This is a genomic window from Amphritea sp., assembly GCF_016744155.1.
Taxonomy (GTDB): Bacteria; Pseudomonadota; Gammaproteobacteria; order Pseudomonadales; family Balneatricaceae; genus Amphritea.
In genome coordinates, this window is sequence record NZ_JADGEW010000004.1 from 53,998 (window position 1) to 77,781 (window position 23,784).

The following is a 23,784-nucleotide window of genomic DNA, read 5'->3' on the forward strand; positions in this document are numbered from 1 at the left end:
TAGTTCAGCCTTTTTTTTTGCTTGATTAGAGATCATTCTTCTTCGACGATCTCTTCTTCAGGTTCAGCCATCACTGGGATGCCAGAGCCCTTTTTATTGGTTTGAATATCACGGATCTTCGCTAGCTGCTTATCAATCTTATGAGCTAGAGAGTCCAGTGCAGCAAAAAGATTTTCTTCACTGGCTTTGGCAAATAGATCTTTGCCAGTCGCATGAATAGTGGCTTCAACAATCTCCTCTTTACCATTACTTTTTTCAACGGTGACCTGGGCGCTGGTGATGACGTTGTAGCGCTTTTGACTCTCCTCTAACCAGCTTTCAATTTTGTCTCTCAGAGCGGGAGATACTTTGTCATTTCGGTTAGTAATATTGATATTCATGATGTGGCCCTTAATGCAAACTATGCTTGATGTCACACTTACAGAATGCCCTTTTCAGATTTTATTGCAAGCGCTTGTGCTACTAAAAAATAACCATTTTGTGCTATATGGAAAATAACGATTGAGATCCTTGATCTCTGCCCGGCTTGGTTCACTTTTTTATATCTAAAGTCGTTTGTTTAGCTTTCATATCCATTAATCAGCTTGCTTTGTCAGGGTATTCAAGAGTTGTGAGGCTGGCGTAATACTCTCAAAGAGCAGAGCGAGATGTTGCTATCCAATCCAAAGTAAATCTCAAAATCAGTAGGATTCGGATTATAGATAGTCATATAGATTTGAAAACAGGAGCAGCACAGAAGCTGGAATACCTGTAAGTAAAGGTGACACAGCGGTGCTTAAAGAATAAAAAAAACCGGACAAATGTCCGGTTTTTTATGTCGATCCGATTAAACTGGTGGTACGAACGGTACGACTACGACTACTTTTTCCTGATCAGGAGCCTCATAATCAGTACTGTTAAGCTGGCCATTCAATTGGAAGCCGCCCTGTTTAAGCAGGTCAGCGCCGATATTAAAGTGGTCACCCTGAGCTCCTAGTGTGCCGAGCCAGCTTTGGTTGAGCAGGCTGAAACCGAAACCGAGCTCTCCAGCCAGATCATCGTTGCCCTTAATGCCAAATACTTTGATTTTATCAAAGCTGGTTTTCAGCAAGCTAAAAGAGATGCTGGTACCCGCACCTTCAACATCGCCATCACTGTTCACATCAACGCTTCGAAAACCCAGAATAAGCTCGGGTGTCAGGCTGCCGCCCAGCGCCCAGTTGAAACCGATGAAAGCTTCATCTTTAGATTCTTCAACATCATTATAAGTTGTTGTCGTCGTTGCTGGTGGAGGGCCACCTGCGAAACTATTAAAAGATAGTATTAAGAAGGCAAGGCTTAAGCCAGCCTGGAAAGTTTTATGCATTGTAAATGTCCCCATTATGCGATGTTATGTTTTGTACAGAGGCTAAATCATAGTGACTTATTCTACAAGGTGTTTTAGAGAGTTGGCCATTCGCAACGCCAGGGCTTCTATGGTTAGTGAAGGAGATTCTCCACCGCCACTGCTTGGAAAAATACTTGCATCACAGATGTAAAGGTTGTTCCAGCGATGGGATTGTCCGTAACTGTTTGTAACAGATGTATTACTATCATTGCCCATTCGGCAGGTGCCAAATACATGAGTAGATGAAAAAAAGTCGTAACTGCCATAGGACTCGATTACTTCGGTCATTCCTGCTGCATGCAGAATACTGTTACAGCGCTTAGCCATAAACTCAAGACGTCTGAGTTCCGTTTCAGGCAGATAGCTGTTAATCCTGGCCAGAGGTAAGCCATGCTCATCTTTCGCTGTTGCGTCCAGAGCGATGAATGAACGGTCATTGGGTAGCGATTCGCCAATAGCGCCAACGGTTATTGCATGCCCAAATTGCTGTCGCATAGTGTCTTTGAATTCAGCTCCCCAGCCTTTGACAAGACGACGGGCATAATTGACCGGGCCGCTCAGGTCAGCTTCGGCTGTAGTCGAAGAAAAACGACAGCCTCCAATAATATGAGGGACACTGTCAGGGGCATTAAAATCCCAGCAGATGCCATCAGCAGGTAAACCTTTGAAGGTTTGAACTGAATCATTACTCAAACCAGTTGAAGTCCAACTCAGGGTCTCCATAAAGTTTTTGCCAACTTGCCCTGATTCGTTGGCAAGCCCTTCTAGAGAGTTTGCGTCAGCTGAATTCAACAGAAGTCTAGGAGTCTCTAGTGCGCCGCAGGCGAGGATAACAATAGGCGCTGAGAACGAAAAACGCTGCCCGGAACTGTCGGCACACAGCACCCCTGAAATTTTACTGTTGCCATCATTTTCAAGTTTTAAAACCGAAAGTCTGGTTTTTATCTGCAGTTTGCCAGTTAATTCTGCCTGACGAATAAAAGTTACATCTGCAGATCCTTTATCACCTCTGGGGCAGCCACGGTTACAGTTGTGACAATAATTACAGGCGGGTCTACCATCATAGGCTTGGGACAATGCTGCCCGGTTATTGGCCTGCCAATGCATTCCGAGCTTTTCTGCTCCACGTTGCAATATTCTGCTGGTGTCAGAGAACGGGTGGGGAGGAAGAAGCGATGAGCCGTTGTAATCTCTGCCCGAAATATTAGTTATGCCTGCAACACCGATCAGCTTTTCTGCTTGATTATAGTATGGCATGAGGTTGTGGTAGGTCAGAGGCCAATCGGCAGCGACCCCAAATAGGGAATGCATTTTCATCGATTGCTGATGGAGCCGGTGGCTTTCGCCTGTAAAATGAAGCGTGCTGCCACCGATTCCTCTGACGTGATGGTAACCGATCCCAGAGGGTATTCGGGAATCTCCGGGTGATAGATAGCCATTAAGACTGTTTTTCGAGCGAAGGTGTTGCCAGCGAGCTTCAAGCTTTTGCATCGGCGCAAAGGTATATTTTCCCTGGCTTCCCTTCTTTTCTGGAAATAATGATAACTCCCAGTCGCTGTTGGTCAGTGGATAATCAGTAGCTGGGTTGAAACGTGGGCCCGCTTCAAGCAGCAGTACCTTGTGTCCTGCCTGAGTCAATCCGTAAGCAGCAGCGCTTCCACCGGCCCCTGATCCCACAATAATTACATCGTACATAGTACTTGTCTTATCCACTTAGTTATCACGCAGGCCTATTTCAGGGTAACCCATTGGTTGAGGGGACTGATGTAGTCCTAGCCCTTTCTGAGCCTGTTCAGTTGCATAATAGAGACCTACAGAGTGATATCTTACTTGTCTGAAAAAAAGCCCTGGGAGGCGCTTAGGCGATGCTCTCTCGTCCATCCAGCGTAGTAATTCAATCTTTTGGTTGTCCGGCAGTGTGATAAAGTTCCCAAACGATTCTTTGTCGAGCCATCGGCAACCTTTAATCAAGAGTTTTTTTAGGTTTAAATTTCTCTCAGCAAGCTGCCACAGGGCTTTATTTACCCCCAACTGACTGGCAGCAGGCGAGTGTTGGTCGGCTGGAAGTATCATATCAACCATCGCAGTCAGTATTTCTTGCGGATGATTAGAGGCTTGTTTATTGATCGTTCCAGCTGACAAAATCTGGGGAGCAGGCAGAATGGCACTATAAACTGTCGCAACTAGCAGCTGTCTTCTGGATAAAGGTTTCATTTTGATCCCTGAGTAAATTCTTTTTGACCCTTAATCATATTTGTCACAGTATCAACTGTAGCGACGAAGATGACCATATAACGGAATAGAGTCAATGGCTAAAGAGTTAAAAAAAATCTCAACCTCAGCTCTAGCAAAGAAGCTAGGTAAGACCAGTCGCCAGATGTTTTCTGAGCTGGAAGCGCTTGGCTGGATTAGGCGTGAAGAAGAACAGTGGTTGTTAACAACTAAAGGGGAATTTGAACAGGGGAGTTACCGGGATAGCGAACGCTATGGGCGTTATATCGTCTGGCCAGAAACAGTAAAAGAGCATCGTGCGCTGGTCAGTCCTGAAGACCGCTTCACCAGTGCTAAAGGGCTGGGGTTGAAAACAGGACTTGAAGCGAAGCGTATTAATACCTTACTGGCAGAACTTGGGTGGATAAAATCCTGGTTAAAAGGCTGGCAAGTTACCTTGGCCGGAAAAGAACAGGGAGGGCTTCAGAAAGAAGATCCGAATACGGCGATACCTTATGTCGTCTGGCCTAAGACGCTGACAGATAGCGCCGTGTTAAAACGAAGCCTGAAACAGTTTGCGCCGCATTTGGCTGAAGTAGAAAGTCGCATGGGGTGTAGTTCAATGGATGGTCATCTTCTGCGTTCTGAAGCAGAAGTGATGATTGATAATTGGCTCTACTTGGCGGGTATCCCACATGCCTGTCATAAAGTTTTACCTGTCAGGGATGATGTCAGAGCTGATTTTTATCTACCTCAGATTAGCTTGTTTATAGAGTTCTGGGGCAGTGAGAATGATCCAGGCTACCTGAAAGAGAAGATGCGCAAGATATCGTTATATCAGGAAAATAACCTCGATGTGCTTGAATTACAGCAGGAAGATCTAAAGAACCTTGATGAGTTTTTGCCCCGACAACTTCGCCGGTTTGGCCTGGAGTGTTGACGAAGTATTGCGTAGGGTTTTAAGGGACGGCCATGCCTCGCTGAACAAATTCGATGTTACTCATCTTCTCCATCCAGGTTTTTACATGGGGGTATTTATCCAACTGAACTCCCTGCCACTCATAGCGTCCTGCCCAAGGATATATAGCAAAATCAGCAATGCTGAGCTCTTGATCAATGATAAAGGAATGTCCGGCCAGTTGTTTATCTAACACTCCCCAAAGGCGCCGGGTTTCATCACTGTAACGCTTAATGGCATAGGGAATGGTTTCTTTTGCAAAACGGTTGAAGTGATGAGCCTGGCCCAGCATCGGGCCAAAGCCGCCCATTTGCCACATCAGCCATTGCAGACACTCCAAGCGTTTGATTGGATCGGTAGGGATAAAATCACCAGTCTTTTCTGCGAGATAGAGAAGAATGGCCCCGCTTTCAAAGAGCTTTATACTTCCTCCATCTGGGCCTTCATCATCGATAATGGCAGGAATTTTATTATTAGGGCTAATAGCCAGGAAATCCGCTTCATGCTGGTCACCCTTCACAATATCTATCGGGTGCACCATATACGGTAAACCTGTTGCTTCCAGCATGATAGAAATCTTACGTCCGTTGGGCGTTCCCCAAGTGTAGAGATCAATCATGTTAACTCCCGCATTTGTTATTGATTACTGAAATGGTTGTAAATATTTATCAACTCATCCTGTGTGAAGGATACGATTATTAATTCCTGGCCTGGGTTAATAAGGTTTGGGTTTTGGCCAAGAACACCTTTTGCGTAGTTATATACATAGGTGTCTTTAACTTTTTCATCTAGTACAGAACCTAAGAATGAACTGGTACTGTTGGCGAGTCTTTCGTCAGCAACTTGCGGGATGTCAGTACGGATCTGTTGGTTATTTAATTGAATGCCACGGGCAAAGGTGTCGATAAGCCCGCTTTGGATTATCCCCCAGAGTCCCTGCTTATCAGAGTTGCTGACACCGTGAATGTAAAACAGGGTGCCTGCTGCATTATCCGGATTATTCAGTAGCTCCTGAAGCCTGATCTGGTCGGCTGCTGGAAGTTGGGTAATGGATATTATTTCTTTCTGAGGTTGGCTGGGGTTACCTATCTGTTCCAGTTGAATACCAAAGGTTGTTGCGGTATCGGATTTGATCGCTTCAAGACCCGCTTCGGCTGTGGCTTTACCCGCCGGTAGCTGTAGGAGTTGATCCTGGGTGACAAAGTTATTTGCCTGACCGATTTCAATTACTTGCTCGGGTTCTGAGGTCAGATTTTCAATATGCCGCTCTGCCGCCATCCGCGATAATTCGTCCTGCTGAGGTTCCGGGTTACTGACTGATTGTGTAGGTTGCTGTTGGTTTAAAAATAGATAACCGCCAAAACTCACTACGGCCAATATGACAAGAATCAGAATATTTCGCATTTTTCCCCCATTGAAAAATCCACTGAAAATACTTTGGAGTTATTCGCATACTTCCCTAGTGTATAAAGAGTGGTTTATTTTCATATAGTTCAGACTAAAGCAGATTTGCAATTTATCAAAGTTAAATTGCTTTTACTCTAAGTCTCTCACATATTAGTTGAAATCTTATTTTTGGCCGTGCTTCTCTTCTATACTGAGATCTGGGGCGTGCTAAATAATTGGTTTAATGAGGGAATAGTATGACCGAACAGATAGAAGAGGTTCTGCAATTTTGGTTTGGCGAGCTGAAGCAGGGGTTTCCAGCTACAAATCGTAAGAATCTTTGGTGGTTTGGTGATGAAAAGATGGACCGTCTGATTGACGAGTTATTTGGTCATCAGGTTAGAATGGCTCAGTGGGGAAAGTTGGATGATTGGTCGGGCCAGCCGAGAGGGCGTTTAGCGCTGATTCTCCTACTGGATCAATTCACCCGTAGTATTTATCGCGGTTCGGTTGATGCTTTTTCCGGTGATCAGAGAGCGGAACAGTTATGTCGTGAAGGCATTGAGAGTGGTCATGATACCGCTCTGGAAACCAGTGAAAGACTGTTCTTTTATATGCCTTTGGAACATGCTGAAGATATGAGTGCTCAGAACCTTTGTGTTACGCAATTTGAAGGGATGCTTTGTGCAACCCCCAGAGAGCAGAGGCATCATATAGATAATGCCCTTGATTTTGCCAATGAACATCGGGATCTTATTGTTCGTTTTGGCCGGTTTCCGCATCGCAATAAAATTCTAAACCGTTCTTCAACGCCTGAAGAGCTGGCTTATCTCAATCAGCCACATAAACGTTATGGCCAATAGGGGTTTGCATCAACTAAGAAAAAAGTATTTACTGGATGAAACAGGTCGTCATAAAGGAACACGAGTGTGATAGAAACCAGACAAACGGAAACTCAGAGCCGACTTCAAACCATTTTTATTCTGGTGGTTTCGGTGCTGGTGTTTGTCGCTTTATTTTTTGGGGTTCGCTCCTATGAAGAAAGGGTTGCTGTTCAGGCTATCCGTCTTGCGATTGAGCACCGGGTGGATGAGGTCAATTATGAGCTAGCGGGAAAAGCGAGAGATGTCGATTCGCTATGGGAAGCGTATGGGCCGCAGGAAGAGTTGGCTGAAGATGAGTTTTTTAGTCTTGCGGATCCAATTGTTGCCAGTCATCATACGTTTATTCCCCTTTTTATTGCGTTGATGGGAGGCGGTTTGACCTTTGTAATGTTCGGTATGTGGTTGAGCATGTCAGGACGAACCCGTACTTATCATCAGGTCATTCAGTCGAAAGAACTGGAGCTACAACAGAGTCAGGAAAAGGTAGCTTCACTTGTTGTCAGCGATGATCTTACTGGTCTTGCTAATGAACGCCATTTTAATCAGATGCTGAATACTGAATGCCGTCGGGCTGTGAGGGAGTTCAGCCCATTAACATTGATGCTAATTAATGCCGATAAGCTTGAAGTGGAGGAAAGCGAGTCTTCTCGTCAGAAGGTTTGCCAGGTTGCTGCTGTTCTTGAGGGCGCTATATCGCGGCCAGGTGACCTCGTTGCCCGAATTGCGGGTAACCGCTTTGCCCTGCTGTTGCCGGCAACTAATGAACAATCTCCGGTGCTGGCTGAACGACTCTGCCAGGAGGTTCGGGATATCGGAACAGAAGGAAAGGCACTGAGTCTCAGTATTGGTACTTGTACAATGCAACCATCGTCTCTACTCACCGCTGAAAACATACTGACCAAAGTTGAAGCGGCATTGAGCGATGCAATTGCTCAGGGTGGCGACCAGGTTTGTGCTAAAACTGAAGACCCTCGAGATATTCCGGTAACATTTTCCAGCTAATCTAGTGGCGGGTAAATAGATAATTCAGTACTAGTTAAAGCCTGCTAATCAGCGGGTTTTTTTATGAAGGAGAAACCTTGTTAATAATATGTTGAGACAGACGCTAAGCTGGCAGAGACGTTTTATGAACAAGGTTTGATCGTATTGAAAATTTTGCAATAGGGCGCAATAGAGAACGCATTATCGATGGGTCAGTTATTCATCCAGTTGTTCAAGGTATTCCCTGAATACTTCCTGCCACCGTTTATAGCGTGCTTCGAGAGCTGTATTCTTCATCGGTGCAAATTGCTGCTCAGGTTTAAAGTCTCTGATGCTATTTGGCAAGGCGTGCCAGGCAGCTCCCAGAGAAGATGCCTCTTGTTGCTCATAGCGTATTACCGGAATTCCGCACAGATCAGCTACCCCTTGGCTCAGATAGTTCAGTCGACTAGCGCTGCCGCTAATGATGATCTGTTTGGCTTTGGGTAGGGCAGACATAGCCGAAATATTACGGCAGGTGAGGAATATGATGCTCTCCATCACCGCAACCATTCGAGCTTTAGGGTCTTCATTGTCATCGATCCAACAGGACCGATCCAGAGAGTTCCAATAGGGAGATCCTACCCCACCAACCATATTCATAAATAGGGGTGGATCAGGGAACTGGGCGGGCCACTCATCCAGATTTTGAGAATCAGGGCGACAGATATTCAATGCCCATTCCAGAGCATTTTCTACACCGTTAACAGTACCTTCCGCACTAAACATTGGCAGCTGCCCTGACAAGATCAGATTGTGCAGAAGCTTCTCCTGTGGATGAAGTCCCCGTTCCGTTATGACCCGGTTTAGAGAACCGCCTGTCCCCAGATTTATATGCAGGTTATCTTGCGAGGGTGGGCCAAAGGCAAATAAAGCAGCTGCCTGATCACCACTGACAAAATTGAGGGGTAATTCGCACCCAGGCAATCGCAGTTTTCCGTAATTAAATTTGCTAGGGCAGACCGTGGGGAGAAGAGAATCAGGTAGTTCAAACAGGTTCAGTAGTTCGGGGTGCCAGTTTTTTTCATTGATTGAATAAAGCATGGTACTTGAGGCATTAACTCCATCGACCAGGTCCGGCTGTTCGTGGACTAATTGTTTAATCAGCCAGGCAGCAACCGGGCCTCCTCTGACACGGTGCTTTGCAGTAGTGAATGGCAGATGCTCTAAACACCAGCGCAATTTTGAGGCAGCCAGGTGAGCACTAGGGTAGAGCCCCGTCAGTTGTCTGATCATCGACGCCAGAGGCATTATATCGTCTATATAATGGCTACCACGGCGGTCCTGCCAGCTGATGACAGGTGTTAGCGCAGCACCGCTATCAGCATCCCAGCACAAGGTGCTAGAGCGTTGAGTGACAAGAGCTGCGCTTCGCAGGCGCATTCTGTCTTCCCGCTTCAGGGTGCTGATCGCTTCCAGGGCTGCACGTTTTAATGAGATAAGAATCTGCTCGGGTTGCTGTTCGGCGCGGTTGGGTGGTGTCAGCTGTGTCTTAATTCTGACCTGTCCCTGGCTATGACAATGACCAAAACGATCAAAGACCATTGCTCGGCTGCTATGGCTGCCCTGATCCATTACCAGACATAAGTCAGAATGCATTAGTTATATCCAACACTTCATACGCATAGAGGCCGATTCCGTAGTGATTTGTTTTTAATTGTATTTCTCTTATACCCTGACTAACAGACGGTGTAAAATTCAGTAGTGGTGAAATTAAGGATAGAACAGTGAGCGGCGTTGAACCGGTTCAGAAGAATATTGAAGCATTACTGAAGGCTCAGCAGGAGAGCGCCCATCGATTACTGATAGTTATTAGTGGTAGTCGTGAATGGTGTCAGCGAGTAATACCCCGGCAGCGAAATAGTCTGTCGCGGTGGTCCTGGGTTGGCGATTCCGATATAGGGTTACAGTCGCCTTCAGGTATTCGTCCAGTTAGTGCAAAACAGGCACATCAGTTGCTAGGACAGGAAAGTGATTGTGTTTTGTTGGACTGTTGGAGCGGCTTTAACCCTAATGGCTTTGGGCAGGTGGTCGGCACTTTGGTTGCCGGGGGCACATTTATCCTGATTACACCATTACCTGAACTGTGGGAGGGTTTCTCTGATCCGGAGTATCAGCATATTGCGGTAGAACCTTATGTTGAAAAGGATGTGGGGCGCCGCTTTATCCGCCATCTGCAGAAAACGATAGTGGCCGATGATCAATTGATTCAATTCTGTGAAAATGTCCCGCCTCCTAAAAATCCTTGCTCTGCCAGTGTAACTATTGTTAGAGCATCTGACGCGGCGCCTGAGGGCTTTCCGTATAAAACGGCTGACCAAGCATCTGTAGTGAACAATTGCTTGAAAATGGTGGATCAGAGACGAGCTGTTAGGGTTGTTACTGCAGACCGGGGCCGGGGGAAAAGCGCCGCATTGGGTATTGTTGCTGCCAAGTTGATGAATGGTGACGCTGTTGAAATAATTTTGACAGCTCCGTCGCGTAGTTCGGTTCAGTCAGTCTTTACTATGATCAAAATGCTATTACCCTTTGAGAAGCTTCTCTGTGACCGTGATAGTTGGACCCTCGGCAAGAGTCGCATGTGTTTTATCCTGCCTGATCTTCTGATTCAGCAACGACCAGCAGCAGACCTGCTACTAGTCGATGAAGCTGCCGCCATTCCGGCACCTGTTCTGTTAAATATGTTGGACTATCAGCGAGTGATTTTTGCTTCGACCCTGCATGGTTATGAGGGAACCGGGCAGGGCTTTGCCGTTAGATTTATGCCTCTACTGGATAAAAGAGTTCCTGAACGGGTGTTGCTACGCATGGAGCAGCCGGTTCGCTGGGCTGAAGATGACCCTCTGGAAAGGTTTACTTATCAGGCGCTGTTACTAGATGCTGAACCGGTGCAGTTTCCAACTACTCACCAGGATCAGGGTGTAAACCTGGAGAGCCTGAGTTTCAAACGCTTGTATTCAGATGAGTTGGTTGCAAATACGTCGCTGCTAAAACAGCTTTTCGGTTTGTTGATTCTAGCGCATTACCGAACAACACCAGGCGATCTACGGATTTTGCTGGACAGTCCAAATATTCAAATCTGGGCGGGATTCATCGTAATGAATGGTGAGGAGCAGCTTATTGCAACAGCCTTGCTTGCTACTGAAGGGCCAATTGCACCTGAATTGGCAGACGCAATTCTTAAAGGTACCCGTCGCCCCAAAGGGCAATTGATACCTCAGACGTTGCTGGCCCACAGTCAGATACCTGAAGCCGCGGGCTGCTGTGGGCTCAGGGTGATGCGTATTGCAGTGCATCCACAGTTGCAGCATCGGGGAATAGGAACTGCACTGTTTAAAGCGATTGAACAGGGGTATTCAGATATCGATTGGTTGGGAACCAGCTTTGGCGCTACGTCACCGCTATGTGATTTCTGGCAAAAACTGGGCTTACGGTTACAGCGGCTTGGTTATAACCGGGATAAAGTGAGCGGTACACATGCCGCGGTTATGTTGAAGGGGTTTACTCCTGCTGGCTGTGAATTACAGCAAAAAGGGATGCTCAAAGCTCAGCAACAGCTACTGAATGACCCAGCAATAGAGTCCGTTGTCGCTGATGAGCTGGCGGACGTTTTTATATTCTAAGCTGTCGGATAAATCTCAGGCTCACAGATTTCCAATATCTCTACTTTATCACCTTGCGATATGATGCCTTGGTTAAGGGTGATAAGATTCTGTCCGAAATGAGCCTCACCATCGCTTCCTTTACGATACTTTTTCAGAATGCTTAAGGGTTCCCGGTCAGGGTTGCGCTCAAGCGTATAAGGGTCGGTTGTTGTCAGTATGCATCGTCCACAAGGTTTAGCTACTTTAAACTCTACAGTGCCGATTCTAATTCGCTTCCAGCTGTCTTCTGCATAGGGAAGCGTATTCTCAACTACCAGATTGGGTCGCATTTGATCCATCGCAACAGTACTTTTACAACGTTGATTCAGTTCAGACAGAGAGGCTTGTGAGATAAGTAGAAGGGGATAGCCATCCGCAAAGGCAACCTGGTTTTCAGGATTTTCTGCCACTGGGCGGTTGGATTGAGAGCCAAAAAAATATAACTTACAAGATTGTTGCAAGAAATGGCTAATCCATCGTTCTGCAGCTTCGCCACAATAGACTGCGTCGATCTGGTCCTTCCAGACATTGATACTGTCGTAGTGACTTTCCATCGAAGTATATTTAAGCGTTAACGGCTTAGATTCTGGCGCAGAAATAATGAGCCTATCGAGAAGAAGAGTGGCCTGTACTTTCAGAAGGTTAGGTTGGGTACGTGCGGTTAAAAATTTGCCACTTGAATCACAAACAACAAACTGGCGGTCAAAGGCTAGACCGGTATCGGTGACTGCACAGCGACTCAGGTGTAGCGGCGCTGTGGACTTAATGGGATAGATCGTGAGTTGTGAAAGGCGTGGCTGCATTATGAATTTTCTCTTCCCTAGATTGCGGCATCGTTTGGCTGTAGTCTCGCTCTGATAAATAGTAAATGCAATCCTAGTGTCCCTCAATAGGTAGAGAGTTTCTTGTATACCCGGGATATTATTTAATCGAATTTTTGAATTGAGGCCATAATGGAAATTACCCCCCAGAGGTTGCAGAAACTGGCAAATATGCAGATGCCATTTGGTAAGTATAAGGGGCGAATATTGGTAGATCTGCCAGAACCCTATGTGCTTTGGTTTGCCAATAAGGGTTTCCCTGAAGGGGAGCTAGGAATCTTGTTACAGATACTTTATGAGGTGAAACTCAACGGCCTGGAAGATGTTCTCAGGCCATTGCGTCGTTAGAGATATCCAGAGTCCTTTTTGTTAGTTTGCCAGATGTTGTCTTATAATTGGCAACGCTTTTCTTCCGAGTGATAACAGCTCTTCGTTGGTCTCTGCTGAAAAATCGTCATCAACGGCAGTCTGATATGAGTCTCTGGTTGACATAGTCGCATACCATTGTTTTACCGACGGAGCGCTTTCAAAAAATAGTTCCCAACCAAACTGTTTCAGGGTCTGAAAGTAGGGAGCCATAGCGCAATCAGCCAAAGATATTTTATCTCCCGCCAGCCATCTATTGCTTTGGAGTGCCTGTTCCATTTTCTCTATTGTTGTGATGTAGGTTTTTACCGCGTCTATTACGTCCGGGGCGTTTAGTCCCATTTCCAGCAAGCGCCTTTGTCTTTCCCTGCGAGGCTTTTCTACTACTCTGTTAATCAGTGCTTGTTGTTCTTCTGGTGATTTCTCAAGTAAAGCCGGCCGCATAATTAAAGGCCATTGAAGCGCGCCACAGGATGGGTGTAATTTAATATCAATGTGTTTCATCCAGAGTCGCATTGCAGCAATTTCATGTGGGTCCTGACTACGAAGCGATATTGCTGGGTAACTATCTTCCAGGTATTCGCATATTAAAGATGATTCAATAACCGGCTTATCGTTTTCAACCAGTGTAGGAACAACCCCAAGAGGGTTTAGTTCAAGATACCAGGGCTGCAGGTTTTCTTTCTGTTGCAGGTTGATAGGATGAGGCTGCCAGCTTAGCTTTTTTTCAGCCAGCACTATTCTGACCTTCTGAGCGCAGGGGGACATCGGGTGGGTATACAAGGTAATCATGCTCATTCACCGTGATCTTATGGTTGTTATTATAAGTCTGATATCAGTGTATACCTGCACTAATGCACATAAAATGTAGAAATGTGCATGCAGATAATGCAAAATTGCAGCATGAACTGGAATGATCTGAAATACTTTATTGCTCTATACCGTTACGGCTCACTCAGCCGGGCAGGAAATTCGCTCAAGGTAAACAGTACAACTGTTGCTCGGCGAATTCGTCAGTTAGAGCAAGACCTGGGCAATACGCTATTTATTCGTCAGCAAAATCGTTTTCTTCCGACAGATGAAGCTGAGGCTATCCTTGCTTTGGCTGAAGCAGTCGAACAGCAAGCGGCAGGCATTGCGCAGCGACTTGATAGCCGTAATCAATCGCTACAGGGTGTTATCAGGATTACTTCAGTCAGTACTTTTATTAACGGATATCTTTTGCCTAGATTGCCTGAATTCAGAGCGTTGTATCCGGGTATTCAAGTAGAGCTAATTGCTGATTCGCAGCAACTGAGTTTGACTCGCAGAGAGGCTGACCTAGCGATTCGTATGGGGCGCCCGCAGTCAGGTAATCTGGTGATCAGCAAGTTAACCGACCTTAATTATGCTGTTTTTGGTAGAAAGGATAGTGCTTTTCAGTCTGATTTAGGGGGCTATCCCTGGATCACGTTGGAAGAGTCATACAGTCAACTCCCTGAAGCTGTTTGGCAGCAGAGTCATTATGCTAATGCAGAAGTTGCCCTGCGGGTTAATGTAGGTCTGGGTTCTGTTGAGGCGGTAAATCAAGGTTTGGGATTAGCCTATCTGCCCTGTTTCCTCGGGCGAAAATTCAAATTGGAACGGCTCAGTGAAAGTTCACCTACACGTGAACTATGGTTGCTCCAACATCCCGAGCTCAGAGAGTTGCAAAGGCTTAGAGTGTTTACTGATTGGCTGCGTGAGTGTATTGCTGAAGACCATGGATTGTTTCTTTGATGACATTGCTGTCTATGTATTCGTAGCCCATACTTTTTAAATCATTAGGTATGGAGTGTACAGATGAAAACTATTATCACTTTGCTCTTTATTTCTCTAATAATGATCTCTCCTGATCATTCACAAGCAGCTTCTGCTCAAGAGATTAACGCAAAGATTAATCAGGCGCTAAAAGAATTCTATCGGCACAGTCCTGCAGGAAAGGAATTAGCTCAAAAAGCTACTGCGGTACTGATTTTTCCTGACGTTATTAAAGCGGGTATTGGTATCGGTGGGGAGTATGGTGAAGGTGCGCTACGTGAAGGGGGTAAAACAACGGCATACTATAATGTCGCTTCAGCCTCTATCGGTTTTCAGCTGGGGGATCAGCTAAAATCTGAAATTTTATTATTCATGACAGAGGAAGCGCTGCGTAAATTTCGTAATAGCGATGGTTGGGAAGCCGGGGTGGATGGAAGTGTAGCGATAGCGACTCTGGGTGCGGGGGGCGAAATAGATTCGAATACTATTCAGCAGCCTATTATTGGTTTCATCTTTTCCAATAAAGGTCTGATGTATAATCTAAGCATTGAAGGTTCTAAAATATCGCCAATTAGCCGTTAGGAATTATTCTATGAGAAGCAAATTATTTTGTTGTTTGTTAGCAACGAGTTTAATGTCCATACCGGTTGCGGTATTGGCAAAAAAACCTGACGGAGCGGGAAAGTCTAGCTCCCAGAGTGAAATGCAACATCACAAGGGGTCTTCAGATAAGCATCACTCTAAATCCGATGAGGACTCAAAACGAGGTGGCAGCGCTAGCCGGTTTAATCATGAAGAGCAGCGTAGCGTTCGTGAATATTATCTGGGTGAACAAAGTACTCAACAGGGCAAAGGGAAAAATAAGCAGAAAAGGATCCCTCCAGGTTTACAAAAGAAACTGGAACGGGGTGGCCAGTTACCACCAGGGTGGCAGAACAAAGTTGCTGTAGGTGAAGTTTTGGACAACGACCTGTATAGCCGGTCTGAACCGTTGCCAGATGATCTTGATTCAGTGCTTGGCAGGGTGGCGGGTGAGGAACACCGCAGGATCGGCCACAAGGTGATTAAAGTCCTTGAAGGAGATGCTACTGTCATTGATGTTATTGATATTCTTGACGGTATGTAAGGCAGTACAAATGAGTAAGTGACAAGATGACACCTGCAATTAATCTAGCGAAGAAAGAAAAAATCAGCTTTAGTGTCCATGAATACCGCCATGATCCCGGCAATGACTCTTATGGGGGAGAAGCAGCAGCTGCTCTTAATATAAGCCCTCTACAGGTTTATAAAACGCTGCTGGTGGCGGTTAATGGGGACAATCGGCAGTTGGCGGTAGCGATAGTCCCTGTAGCCGGACAGTTGAATCTTAAAGCCGCTGCTACGGCACTGAAAGCTAAGAAGCTAACCATGGCTGATCCGCAACAAGCTCAGCGTAGCACAGGCTATCTGGTTGGAGGGATCAGTCCGTTAGGACAGAAGAAACGATTACCAACCCTGCTGGATGATACCGCAGAATCTTTCGAAACCATTTTTGTCAGTGCGGGGAAAAGAGGGCTGGAAATAGAGCTTCAACCCGCTGACCTGCTGCGATTGACAGGTGGAAGCCTTGCGGGCATCGGAGTGTAATAAGCATCATCAATATAAAAAAGCCTGTCGTTAAATATTAACGACAGGCTTTTTTTGAGCTATCAAAACTGAGCTAAAACAGGAAGTTGAGACTACCCTGCTTTTTTATGCTCGATATATTCAGTCGCCTTGCGGCCTGGTTTAAATTGAGATGCTTCAAGATTGTGCTTATTCAGCAGCTTATAAAAATCAGTACGGTTTCGTTGTGCTATTTTCGCTGCCTGTGTCACATTACCTGCAGTGATATGCATTACTTTAGTCAGATAGCTTCTTTCAAAGCTAGCTCTGGCTTCGTTAAAGGAGGGAATAACGCGATCTTGATTAGCGATCGCCTGATTAACCAGTCCTTCACTGATGATGGGCGCGCCAGAAAGGGCAACGGTTTGTTCTACCACGTTTTCCAATTGTCTGACGTTGCCTGGCCAGGCCGCCTGGGCGAGAATGTGTAACGCTCCAGGAGAGATCCCTTTTACTTTAGGGTTGTGACGCTGGGCCGATTTTTCTACGAAGTAACGGGCAAGAAGAGGAATATCTTCAGGACGGTCACGTAGCGGTGGCAGATCCAGATTCACCACGTTGAGGCGGTAATACAGGTCTTCACGGAATTCGCCGTCCTCCATCGCCAACTCAAGGTTGCGATGGGTAGCAGAAATTACCCGGACGTCAATTTCGATAGAACGAGTAGAGCCTACAGGTCGGATAATCCGTTCTTGAATAGCCCGTAATAGTTTCACCTGCAGAGAGGTCGGCATATCACCAATCTCATCAAGGAATAGGGTGCCTCCCTGAGCTGATTGAAACAGACCTTCATGTTGGGTTACTGCACCGGTAAATGCGCCTTTGGCATGGCCAAATAGTTCAGATTCGAGCAGTTGTTCTGGTAGTGCTCCGCAGTTAATCGCTACAAAAGCTTCTTTAGCACGATCGCTGGCATTGTGGATCGCTTTCGCCATCAATTCTTTACCTGTGCCGCTTGGGCCAGTGATAAGAACGCTGACGTTAGACTTTGCAACCCGTTCAGCCTGACTAAGGCGTTCATTCATCAGTGGGCTCTGTGTCACTATGGCGCTGCGCCAGCTTTCATCAGGCGAATGGGCAGATTCAAGTGCAGAGTTGATGGTGCTGAGTAACTGCTCTTTATCAATAGGCTTAGTCAGAAAACCGAAAATACCTTTCTGAGTCGCTTCAACGGCATCGGGAATAGAGCCGTGGGCGGTGATAATCACCACAGGAAGCGCAGGATGGTCATCCTGAATAGCGGAAAACAGAGCCATGCCATCCATACCATCCATTCGCAAATCGCTTAGTACTAAATCTGGTAGCTCGCTTTTAATTCGCTGCAGGGCTTCCACCCCAGAATTAGCGGTATTGATGCGAAAGCCGGAAGCGCTTAATCGCAGGCTAAGTACTTTCAGGATACCCGGGTCATCATCTACTATCAGGATGAGTGGTTGAGTCGGCTTCATAATTACTTCTCCTCTCCGTCTTTCTGGCGAGACAGATCATTCTCAATTCGGGTCAATGCATCAATTTGTTGCTTCAGTGTATCCCGTTCTGCGGATAACTTTTTGCGTTCAAGATCAGCGGTATTCAAGGCACGTTGCAGGGTTAATACTGCCTGAGTATATTGGTGGCGAACTAGCAGGTAATGTTCAGCATCACAATCTGGTGTCTTATCGAGTTCAAGCTGCTCAAATAGTTCAATTGATCTTTTTAATTGTGCTGTAGTGTTCTCTGGCTGACTGAGCAGAATAGCCCCGATAGCTGTCGTGTTATTCTCTTTCGCTTGTTTCAACAGCTCTGCTTTACCTTTTGTCCCGGACTGCTGATATTGTTGTTCGAGCATAAGCCATTCCTCTATGCTGCCAACGGAGCAGGAATAAGCTGTATCTGGATCTTTATCTATAGCAGGCAGCGCTGGAAGTAGCTGCTGTACCTGACAACCGCTGATGACTATAACTGTAAATACGGCTAACAGCGTTTTACTCATCTGTAGCTTGTCCTTGTCTTGGAAGACTGATCATAAAACTGACATACCCATCCTGATTGTTGTGAAGTTCTAGGTTGCCGCCCATCGCTCTTATCGATTCACGGGCAATGCTTAATCCGATGCCGGAGCCTTTAACAGACCCCTGTCGCTTATTGACGCCTTGATAGAAGGGATCGAATAATTTACCCAGATCGACCTCGGGAATTTCAGGGCCGGTGTTACCAATGTCTATTGTCAGGTTATTGTCATCTGTCATCAAGGATATTTTTAATTCCCCGTGTTCGCTTCCATAAACCGAAGCGTTAGATATTAGGTTGCTCAAAGCTCTTTGTAGCAGACCTTTATCAACGGCCCAAGGAGAATCCTGTTTCGGGAGTGTGACCTTAATCTGTTTTTGGCGGAGTAACAGCTGGTGAGATGCCAGCGATTCATTAATGACTGGCAGAATAGGCTGGTTTTGCATTTCATGCTCTCCTCCATGCTGCAGTCGATTGTAATCAAGTAGCTGTTCAATAAGGGACTGCAGGGAAAAACTGTTTTCCTGCATCAGATTGATAATCTCTTTCTGGTTTTCTGTTAGCGGGCCGGCGAGCTCTTCAGCAAGCAAGTCAGTACCTTCTCTCAGTGTAGTCAGAGGGGTTTTTAATTCATGGGACATATGCCTTAAGAAAGCCTGTTTTTCTTGTTCCAGCAGCTGAAGATGTGTTTCCAGCCATTCTAATTGCTGGTTAAGTGCAAGAAACTCTTTGGGCCCATTAAAAGGTTCGGACATGTCTAGTCGTCCATGGCCTAATGCTTTTATTCTTAGCATTAGTTGCTTCACGGGTTGAGTTATTCTGATACTGAAAAATAGAATGAGGATGGTCGACAGGGTGATAAGAAGTCCGGCTTGTAGCCAAAGTAGGTTTTGTTGTTCTTCTGCTTTCGCATTCAAATATTCTAATCGCTGATCAAGCTTCTTCCGTGTGTCGTCATAGAGAGTTTGGGTTAGTGGAACCAAGGCGCTGACGGTTTCCGTCGAGGTGCTTTCCAGAGGTCGTTCTTCCATCTCGTTGATCAGAATAAAAATGGTTTCAATATTGCCGGAATCAATCAGAAAGCTGTGGAGCTGTAGTAACTCTTTATATTCAGACAGCTGGTCTCGGAATCGATCTTCGATTTCAGTTTTCTTAAGAACGTTAAACTGTCTTGCGGATCGAACCAGATCACCAGACAGCTCTCTCAGGTGCTGGCTGCGACTGAAGAAGTCTAGCGCTTCTTTTGCATGCTCACGACCCTGGCGCGAAAGTGTCACCATAGAGTCGGTTGCTTGGTAGATCAATATGCCTAATGGTGCAACTACCAGAAAAAAAGCTAGCACCACCAGTTGCATCAGCGATCGGGTTTGTAAAGAAGACCCCCTGACAGTATTTGAATTGTTGATAAAGCGATGATCCTTCAGCTATAAAAAATTAAATAATCCTGAGAGCTGTTAACGTCAGAATATTTCGCAGTCCCTTAACTTCCTCTTGAAGGGGCTGTATCTCTTTCCGGTTCAGCACTCCGTCATTATTGATATCCAGTTTATGGAAACTGCTCGCCAGTGTTGGGTGGCGACGCATCTCTGTTAATGAAACCTCATCATCTCGGTTTCTATCCAGAGACTCAAACATTGAAAGGTAATGGGTCCTCTGGATAACACTTTTTTCCTTAGGAAGTTCAGAACGGATATGTTCAATAACTTCGGTATTGGACAATCGTTCCAGTTTTGTCGATTCAAGTTTTTGCTCTGTTTCGGCTTGGGCCAGTGATGCGGTAAAGGTCATCGCCAATAATACAATTGCAGCACGCATGTTTATCTCCCGGTAAGTGCTAAGTCACCGCGATATAAGCAATTATCAGGCCCTGTTTAATAAACTCCAACTAAAACAATGATTTAAGATATTTGTTCGAAAGAGATGCCTACTGATAGTATGGACTAAATTTGAATTATTGTCTCTTAAGTGCGACTATAAAACGGCTTAAGATTAAATATCCTTTAAAATCAATTAGTTGTATGGTTATGGATTTACGACAGGGGATGCTGGCTAATGAAACTATTGTGCTCACTTTCCTGTTCAACAGGATTGCATAATTGTCCTATTCCCTGGATTTCAATAGTTACCTTGTCACCGGGTTTCATATAGCCACGGGGTTTCATTTTAACGCCTACGCCGCTGCAGGTTCCGGTTGCAATGACATCACCTGGTTTTAAGGTGCAGACTGAAGAAAGAGTTTCAACCAGTTGATAGCAGTTGAAAATCAGATTGCGGGTATTTGAGTGTTGTCGTAGCTCGTCATTTACCCAGGTTTTTAGTTCCAGATTATGAGGATCCAGACTGTCGGCAGTTACTATCCAGGGGCCCATTGGTCCGTGACTGTCAAAAGACTTCCCTAGTGTCCAGGTCGGTGATTTTATTTGCCAGTCCCTCACTGAGACATCGTTGACAATGGTGTAACCGGCAATGGCCTGGGGCGCGTCTTCCACACTAACGTTGCGACAGTACTGCCCGATCACAAAGGCCAGTTCTCCTTCGTAATCCAGCTTGTCGGAAATATGTGGCCGGTATATAGGAGCGTCTGGATTAGTCACGCAACTGGATTGCTTATTAAATAGAGTCGGGAATGTTGGTGTTTCTAAGCCGGTTTCTGCTATGTGATCAGCATAGTTAAGCCCGACCCCGATAAACTTTTCTGGTTGCGGGATAGGAGCCAGTAATTGCACTGAATTAAGACTCATTGAATCACAATTATTGTCTGTCAATTGTTGAAGTCTAGACTTTAATTGAGAAAACTGACTCAGTAATTCTGGCATTGATCCCTTGAAAATATCGCCGGGGATTGGAAATATTCTGTCCGAATGTACAATTCCTAGTTGCTCGCCACCTGAGTCTGTATATCGTGCTAACTTCATCTGAGTTTTCCAGTTTTCTTCATTTTCACTACTGTAGCAAATTCCATGTTCAGGCGTCAGGGCCTCTTTGATATACGGTCGTTGAGGGGTATGCTAACGCCCTGACTAAAGTTTGTTTCTTGTTGAATTACGGATAGTTATGACCCGATTTACTTTTCATATAACCGCTTTTATCGTATTGCTGATGCTGGGGGGCTGTGCTGCACAGAACATGCGCAGTTTCCCTACTGCTCTATCGATAAAATCACTTTCTGGGGTGATGCTTGAGCAGCAGGGAGTACTCTGGTTCAGGCCCTGTAATGAACGTCTTTGGTGGTTGCTTAAAGATTATACTGAGCAACAGGAGTTGGCGGGGTTTTATCGTCAGTTTACTCTGGATAGTAAAGAGGAGCTTTATATCGAATTACAGGGCGCTGTAGACCCTGAGCATGAAAGTAATCTTCTGGTCAAACAGTTGGATACGGTTGGCGGTACCGCCTCTACATGTGATTTTCAGCTCAGGGATATTGAATTCAGAGTGGCTAGCAGTTCACCCTACTGGGTTGCTGATATTGGTTCGAAGATGACCTCGGTTAAAAGTTTTAAACCGGCGGGAAGCTATCACTTCTTTACCCAGGAAGAATCGACTGAAGATCCATTAATAGCGAATATATATAGGGAAAGAACCAAGGTTGCGCAGCCACTTCAGATAAAGATATTTTCTAAGCGTTGTATTGACCCTGAAAATGGTACGGTGCTGCCGTTTAGGGCAGAGATGACTTTTTTTGGCAATCTGTACAAAGGTTGCGCCCGTAAAGGTCAGCCCAGTGCTGAGTTTCTCAGTGGCTTCTACTGGTATCAACCTGAGGGGAAATACCAGGTGATGTTTAAGCTTTCTTTAGATAAACGGGTACAGCTGGTTACCCGGGACTCACGAGGAAACGCAGTGACGGAACGCGGCGCCTGGCAATATCTTGAATCGGGAAAGCTTATATTCAGTATGCTTGATGCCAGAGAAAACGAATATCTGATGTTATTTCGTTTAGGGAGAGAGGGGCAGTTAATATTGCAGACTGGTTCAGAGCGTTATGCCTCTGCGGGCGCCTCTTTTAAACTCTGGCGCCCATCGGGTTTGAGTGGTGGGCAGCTGCTGGGCTCCCGTGCTAAGCCTGGGGGGGTGACTGACGCCACGGATATGAAAAAATCAGAACTGATTGGTTCGACCGTTCTTCCAGCAGATATTGATGATGAGCTATTGAACGAAATTATCGTCATTGAATGAAGCGCTATAGGAACAAAAATATTGTTAGTTTCTAATCGCTTTCATTCATTCTGTTAATCTTTTAACAGTAAATCTTTAGCCTGATTTATCTCCGCTGCCAGATAATCGCTGCCGCCTCGATCCGGGTGAAGCTTTTGCATAAGTCGACGGTGAGCCTCAATGATCTCCTGCTTGGTTGCATCAGGATTAAGTCCTAAAATCTGATAGGCTCTGTCTTTTTCGGATAGTTCAGATTCTGTTCCGGTTTTATCATCTCCCCGCCAGCTGTCTCCAAAGCGCTTATCCAGATAAGTTTCGAGTAATCGTGCTGATTGAGGGTCTTTCTGGCGGCAGAAATTCAATAACTCAATAAACTCAGATTCACTAAGACTATCTAGCTGTCTACCTTGCAAAGGGCCTTCCAGTATTGCGCCGTCTAAAGAGCCAGTGTCATGGTCCAGGTTCATTTTTAAGATACGACTGTTAACTTCTGAGTTGTTTCCGTTAGTTTGTTTGTTTGCCTGGTAATGCCTGAAAATCTTTCCGGCAAAGGGGAGTAGAGGTAATAGTCGGCGGGCAAAAGGTAATAATAGAGCCACCAGAGCTCCAACCCAGTGTAGCTTCCCTGTGACGGTCAGGTAGAAGACCGTGGCAATTAACACTCCAAGAAGTAGCATCAGGTTTGCCTTGCGTTGCTGAGTGGTAGGCTTGCTTCTTAGCCATAAAAACCAGCCTAGTAATAGTAAACTGAGTAGAATTAGTACGATAGGATTCAAAGAAGATGCCTTTATGATTTGATCTGATGGCTTAACTGCAGGATGTCCGGGTTGCCTTTTCTCGCATACTCTAAAAGTGCCTGACGACCACCGGTTGCATACACGGCTACCGCACCGAGAAGTGCTTTAAGCGTTGCAGCACTGGCATCATCAAAGCGACAGTAAGCCCCCCCTGAAAGCTTTGCCATCTGCTTGAAAGCTCGCTGCGCCGTAATGTCTCGCCCTTCCTGAAAAATAAACAGAGGCGTTGAATGAATGCCTAACTGGCCTGCTAACTGACAGAGAAAATCTACGGGTTCTTCAACACAATCACCGATAAAAATGACCGCTTGTACGGTCTGTTGTCGGGTTTGCTTAAGGGTGTGCTGAAGTAAGCGCGCAATCTGAGTATGACCACCCTGGCAGTGAACCTGGTTCATCTGCTGAAGTAGACTATCGGTATTCTGTAGCCACGTGCTCGCGCTGAAGTTGTTTATGCCGCCATAGTGACAGAGTTGTACAGATAGTTGCCCCAGCTCTCTGGTTTCGAGAAACATTTCACTTTGTAGGTGGCAGGCATGATCCCATGTTCTTTCACGACTTGCAGTAGCATCCAGAGCGAAAATAAGTCGTCCGCTACTCTGAGAAGAAACACTGAGCTGCTTCGCTTGTTGCAGGAAAGCGTCAATCTCCTGATCACTGGAAACTGGCCGCAGTGAGCGTTTGTCTTTCATCTTGGTCAGACCTAAATGACTATATTGTCTCAAAGTCTGGCAGAAAACAGGGGGGCTTGCAGCCCTTATTTT

The 23,784-nt window shown here is 45.8% G+C and carries 26 protein-coding genes; 10 read left to right on the plus strand and 16 right to left on the minus strand.

The window, feature by feature from the left end; genetic code table 11:
* Nucleotides 1-32: 32 nt before the first annotated feature.
* The 4 genes from raiA to QZZ54_RS05070 form a co-directional block, all read right to left on the minus strand.
* Nucleotides 33-380 carry a ribosome-associated translation inhibitor RaiA gene (gene raiA, locus QZZ54_RS05055; protein ID WP_290699749.1) on the minus strand — a complete coding sequence of 116 codons (348 nt, stop codon included), beginning with the start codon at nt 378-380 and terminating at the stop codon, nt 33-35.
* A gap of 446 nt (nt 381-826) precedes the next feature.
* Nucleotides 827-1,345, minus strand: a complete 519-nt coding sequence (locus QZZ54_RS05060) for a hypothetical protein (protein WP_290699751.1) — start codon at nt 1,343-1,345, stop codon at nt 827-829.
* A gap of 57 nt (nt 1,346-1,402) precedes the next feature.
* The gene (locus tag QZZ54_RS05065; RefSeq protein ID WP_290699753.1) at nt 1,403-3,061 is read right to left on the minus strand and encodes a GMC family oxidoreductase; all 1,659 of its coding nucleotides are present in this window, start codon (nt 3,059-3,061) and stop codon (nt 1,403-1,405) included.
* Nucleotides 3,062-3,079: 18 nt separating this feature from the next.
* Nucleotides 3,080-3,580, minus strand: coding sequence for a gluconate 2-dehydrogenase subunit 3 family protein (locus QZZ54_RS05070; RefSeq protein WP_290699756.1), 501 nt, complete (start codon nt 3,578-3,580; stop codon nt 3,080-3,082).
* A 94-nt stretch (nt 3,581-3,674) separates the two neighbouring features.
* Here QZZ54_RS05070 and QZZ54_RS05075 point away from each other — a divergent pair, with 94 nt between their 5' ends.
* Complete coding sequence (locus tag QZZ54_RS05075) at nt 3,675-4,517, plus strand: hypothetical protein (RefSeq protein WP_290699758.1); 843 nt, start codon at nt 3,675-3,677, stop codon at nt 4,515-4,517.
* A gap of 19 nt (nt 4,518-4,536) precedes the next feature.
* On the opposite strand, the gene QZZ54_RS05080 is transcribed toward QZZ54_RS05075, so the two are convergent.
* Both QZZ54_RS05080 and QZZ54_RS05085 read right to left on the minus strand, forming a co-directional pair.
* Nucleotides 4,537-5,154 (minus strand): glutathione S-transferase N-terminal domain-containing protein, encoded by a 618-nt coding sequence (locus tag QZZ54_RS05080; protein WP_290699761.1) that lies wholly within the window; start codon nt 5,152-5,154, stop codon nt 4,537-4,539.
* A gap of 17 nt (nt 5,155-5,171) precedes the next feature.
* On the minus strand, nt 5,172-5,939 hold the full coding sequence (locus QZZ54_RS05085; RefSeq protein WP_290699764.1) for a hypothetical protein: 768 nt from the start codon (nt 5,937-5,939) through the stop codon (nt 5,172-5,174).
* Between the two features lie 239 nt (nt 5,940-6,178).
* Between QZZ54_RS05085 and QZZ54_RS05090 the strand changes: the two genes are divergently transcribed.
* Both QZZ54_RS05090 and QZZ54_RS05095 read left to right on the plus strand, forming a co-directional pair.
* Nucleotides 6,179-6,784, plus strand: a complete 606-nt coding sequence (locus QZZ54_RS05090) for a DUF924 family protein (RefSeq protein ID WP_290699767.1) — start codon at nt 6,179-6,181, stop codon at nt 6,782-6,784.
* Between the two features lie 66 nt (nt 6,785-6,850).
* Nucleotides 6,851-7,807 (plus strand): GGDEF domain-containing protein, encoded by a 957-nt coding sequence (locus tag QZZ54_RS05095; protein ID WP_290699770.1) that lies wholly within the window; start codon nt 6,851-6,853, stop codon nt 7,805-7,807.
* A 195-nt stretch (nt 7,808-8,002) separates the two neighbouring features.
* Here QZZ54_RS05095 and QZZ54_RS05100 read toward each other — a convergent pair whose 3' ends face one another.
* Nucleotides 8,003-9,424, minus strand: coding sequence for an FGGY family carbohydrate kinase (locus tag QZZ54_RS05100; RefSeq protein ID WP_290699773.1), 1,422 nt, complete (start codon nt 9,422-9,424; stop codon nt 8,003-8,005).
* Nucleotides 9,425-9,552: 128 nt separating this feature from the next.
* Between QZZ54_RS05100 and QZZ54_RS05105 the strand changes: the two genes are divergently transcribed.
* A complete protein-coding gene (locus tag QZZ54_RS05105) occupies nt 9,553-11,448 on the plus strand; it encodes a GNAT family N-acetyltransferase (RefSeq protein WP_290699776.1) in 1,896 nt (631 codons plus the stop codon).
* Here the strand turns inward: QZZ54_RS05105 and QZZ54_RS05110 are convergent.
* Nucleotides 11,445-12,272 carry an MOSC domain-containing protein gene (locus tag QZZ54_RS05110; RefSeq protein WP_290699779.1) on the minus strand — a complete coding sequence of 276 codons (828 nt, stop codon included), beginning with the start codon at nt 12,270-12,272 and terminating at the stop codon, nt 11,445-11,447. The two genes, QZZ54_RS05105 and QZZ54_RS05110, sit on opposite strands and share 4 nt — an antisense overlap.
* Nucleotides 12,273-12,422: 150 nt before the next feature.
* On the opposite strand from QZZ54_RS05110, the gene QZZ54_RS05115 reads away from it, so the two are divergent.
* Complete coding sequence (locus QZZ54_RS05115; RefSeq protein WP_290699782.1) at nt 12,423-12,638, plus strand: DUF3820 family protein; 216 nt, start codon at nt 12,423-12,425, stop codon at nt 12,636-12,638.
* A 21-nt stretch (nt 12,639-12,659) separates the two neighbouring features.
* Here the strand turns inward: QZZ54_RS05115 and QZZ54_RS05120 are convergent, their stop codons facing one another.
* A complete protein-coding gene (locus tag QZZ54_RS05120) occupies nt 12,660-13,448 on the minus strand; it encodes a glutathione S-transferase family protein (protein WP_290699784.1) in 789 nt (262 codons plus the stop codon).
* 87 nt (nt 13,449-13,535) lie between these two features.
* Between QZZ54_RS05120 and QZZ54_RS05125 the strand changes: the two genes are divergently transcribed.
* From QZZ54_RS05125 to ybaK, 4 genes are all read left to right on the plus strand, one after another.
* Entirely contained in the window at nt 13,536-14,414 is an 879-nt protein-coding gene (locus QZZ54_RS05125) for a LysR family transcriptional regulator (RefSeq protein ID WP_290699786.1), read from the plus strand.
* 63 nt (nt 14,415-14,477) lie between these two features.
* A complete protein-coding gene (locus QZZ54_RS05130) occupies nt 14,478-15,017 on the plus strand; it encodes a YSC84-related protein (RefSeq protein ID WP_290699789.1) in 540 nt (179 codons plus the stop codon).
* 10 nt (nt 15,018-15,027) lie between these two features.
* On the plus strand, nt 15,028-15,561 hold the full coding sequence (locus QZZ54_RS05135; RefSeq protein WP_290699791.1) for a hypothetical protein: 534 nt from the start codon (nt 15,028-15,030) through the stop codon (nt 15,559-15,561).
* 26 nt (nt 15,562-15,587) lie between these two features.
* Nucleotides 15,588-16,061: a Cys-tRNA(Pro) deacylase gene (gene ybaK / locus QZZ54_RS05140; RefSeq protein WP_290699794.1), complete on the plus strand. Its 474-nt coding sequence runs from the start codon at nt 15,588-15,590 to the stop codon at nt 16,059-16,061.
* Nucleotides 16,062-16,153: 92 nt separating this feature from the next.
* Here the strand turns inward: ybaK and QZZ54_RS05145 are convergent, their stop codons facing one another.
* The 5 genes from QZZ54_RS05145 to QZZ54_RS05165 form a co-directional block, all read right to left on the minus strand.
* A complete protein-coding gene (locus QZZ54_RS05145) occupies nt 16,154-17,527 on the minus strand; it encodes a sigma 54-interacting transcriptional regulator (RefSeq protein ID WP_290699797.1) in 1,374 nt (457 codons plus the stop codon).
* A 2-nt stretch (nt 17,528-17,529) separates the two neighbouring features.
* Nucleotides 17,530-18,051 carry a hypothetical protein gene (locus QZZ54_RS05150; RefSeq protein ID WP_290699801.1) on the minus strand — a complete coding sequence of 174 codons (522 nt, stop codon included), beginning with the start codon at nt 18,049-18,051 and terminating at the stop codon, nt 17,530-17,532.
* Nucleotides 18,044-19,423 carry a HAMP domain-containing sensor histidine kinase gene (locus QZZ54_RS05155; protein WP_290699803.1) on the minus strand — a complete coding sequence of 460 codons (1,380 nt, stop codon included), beginning with the start codon at nt 19,421-19,423 and terminating at the stop codon, nt 18,044-18,046. The genes QZZ54_RS05150 and QZZ54_RS05155 overlap by 8 nt, the downstream gene beginning before the upstream one ends.
* A gap of 79 nt (nt 19,424-19,502) precedes the next feature.
* Nucleotides 19,503-19,883: a hypothetical protein gene (locus tag QZZ54_RS05160; RefSeq protein ID WP_290699804.1), complete on the minus strand. Its 381-nt coding sequence runs from the start codon at nt 19,881-19,883 to the stop codon at nt 19,503-19,505.
* A gap of 215 nt (nt 19,884-20,098) precedes the next feature.
* Entirely contained in the window at nt 20,099-20,983 is an 885-nt protein-coding gene (locus tag QZZ54_RS05165; RefSeq protein ID WP_290699806.1) for a fumarylacetoacetate hydrolase family protein, read from the minus strand.
* Nucleotides 20,984-21,122: 139 nt separating this feature from the next.
* On the opposite strand from QZZ54_RS05165, the gene QZZ54_RS05170 reads away from it, so the two are divergent.
* On the plus strand, nt 21,123-22,244 hold the full coding sequence (locus QZZ54_RS05170) for a hypothetical protein (protein ID WP_290699808.1): 1,122 nt from the start codon (nt 21,123-21,125) through the stop codon (nt 22,242-22,244).
* A gap of 53 nt (nt 22,245-22,297) precedes the next feature.
* On the opposite strand, the gene QZZ54_RS05175 is transcribed toward QZZ54_RS05170, so the two are convergent.
* Nucleotides 22,298-22,900: a DnaJ domain-containing protein gene (locus QZZ54_RS05175; protein WP_290699810.1), complete on the minus strand. Its 603-nt coding sequence runs from the start codon at nt 22,898-22,900 to the stop codon at nt 22,298-22,300.
* A gap of 110 nt (nt 22,901-23,010) precedes the next feature.
* The gene (locus QZZ54_RS05180; protein WP_290699812.1) at nt 23,011-23,712 is read right to left on the minus strand and encodes a VWA domain-containing protein; all 702 of its coding nucleotides are present in this window, start codon (nt 23,710-23,712) and stop codon (nt 23,011-23,013) included.
* Nucleotides 23,713-23,784: the final 72 nt, after the last annotated feature.

Bases quoted from the DNA above. Each gene is read 5' to 3' on its own strand.
- QZZ54_RS05170 (WP_290699808.1), top strand. From the start codon at position 21,123: ATGACCCGATTTACTTTTCATATAACCGCTTTTATCGTATTGCTGATG.
- QZZ54_RS05085 (WP_290699764.1), bottom strand. From the start codon at position 5,939: ATGCGAAATATTCTGATTCTTGTCATATTGGCCGTAGTGAGTTTTGGC.
- QZZ54_RS05100 (WP_290699773.1), bottom strand. From the start codon at position 9,424: ATGCATTCTGACTTATGTCTGGTAATGGATCAGGGCAGCCATAGCAGC.
- ybaK (WP_290699794.1), top strand. From the start codon at position 15,588: ATGACACCTGCAATTAATCTAGCGAAGAAAGAAAAAATCAGCTTTAGT.
- QZZ54_RS05160 (WP_290699804.1), bottom strand. From the start codon at position 19,883: ATGCGTGCTGCAATTGTATTATTGGCGATGACCTTTACCGCATCACTG.
- QZZ54_RS05180 (WP_290699812.1), bottom strand. From the start codon at position 23,712: ATGAAAGACAAACGCTCACTGCGGCCAGTTTCCAGTGATCAGGAGATT.
- QZZ54_RS05175 (WP_290699810.1), bottom strand. From the start codon at position 22,900: ATGCTACTTCTTGGAGTGTTAATTGCCACGGTCTTCTACCTGACCGTC.
- QZZ54_RS05110 (WP_290699779.1), bottom strand. From the start codon at position 12,272: ATGCAGCCACGCCTTTCACAACTCACGATCTATCCCATTAAGTCCACA.
- QZZ54_RS05150 (WP_290699801.1), bottom strand. From the start codon at position 18,051: ATGAGTAAAACGCTGTTAGCCGTATTTACAGTTATAGTCATCAGCGGT.
- QZZ54_RS05145 (WP_290699797.1), bottom strand. From the start codon at position 17,527: ATGAAGCCGACTCAACCACTCATCCTGATAGTAGATGATGACCCGGGT.
- QZZ54_RS05155 (WP_290699803.1), bottom strand. From the start codon at position 19,423: ATGCAACTGGTGGTGCTAGCTTTTTTTCTGGTAGTTGCACCATTAGGC.
- QZZ54_RS05065 (WP_290699753.1), bottom strand. From the start codon at position 3,061: ATGTACGATGTAATTATTGTGGGATCAGGGGCCGGTGGAAGCGCTGCT.
- QZZ54_RS05070 (WP_290699756.1), bottom strand. From the start codon at position 3,580: ATGAAACCTTTATCCAGAAGACAGCTGCTAGTTGCGACAGTTTATAGT.
- QZZ54_RS05080 (WP_290699761.1), bottom strand. From the start codon at position 5,154: ATGATTGATCTCTACACTTGGGGAACGCCCAACGGACGTAAGATTTCT.
- QZZ54_RS05115 (WP_290699782.1), top strand. From the start codon at position 12,423: ATGGAAATTACCCCCCAGAGGTTGCAGAAACTGGCAAATATGCAGATG.
- QZZ54_RS05075 (WP_290699758.1), top strand. From the start codon at position 3,675: ATGGCTAAAGAGTTAAAAAAAATCTCAACCTCAGCTCTAGCAAAGAAG.
- QZZ54_RS05120 (WP_290699784.1), bottom strand. From the start codon at position 13,448: ATGATTACCTTGTATACCCACCCGATGTCCCCCTGCGCTCAGAAGGTC.
- QZZ54_RS05060 (WP_290699751.1), bottom strand. From the start codon at position 1,345: ATGCATAAAACTTTCCAGGCTGGCTTAAGCCTTGCCTTCTTAATACTA.
- QZZ54_RS05125 (WP_290699786.1), top strand. From the start codon at position 13,536: ATGCAGATAATGCAAAATTGCAGCATGAACTGGAATGATCTGAAATAC.
- raiA (WP_290699749.1), bottom strand. From the start codon at position 380: ATGAATATCAATATTACTAACCGAAATGACAAAGTATCTCCCGCTCTG.
- QZZ54_RS05090 (WP_290699767.1), top strand. From the start codon at position 6,179: ATGACCGAACAGATAGAAGAGGTTCTGCAATTTTGGTTTGGCGAGCTG.
- QZZ54_RS05130 (WP_290699789.1), top strand. From the start codon at position 14,478: ATGAAAACTATTATCACTTTGCTCTTTATTTCTCTAATAATGATCTCT.
- QZZ54_RS05135 (WP_290699791.1), top strand. From the start codon at position 15,028: ATGAGAAGCAAATTATTTTGTTGTTTGTTAGCAACGAGTTTAATGTCC.
- QZZ54_RS05165 (WP_290699806.1), bottom strand. From the start codon at position 20,983: ATGAAGTTAGCACGATATACAGACTCAGGTGGCGAGCAACTAGGAATT.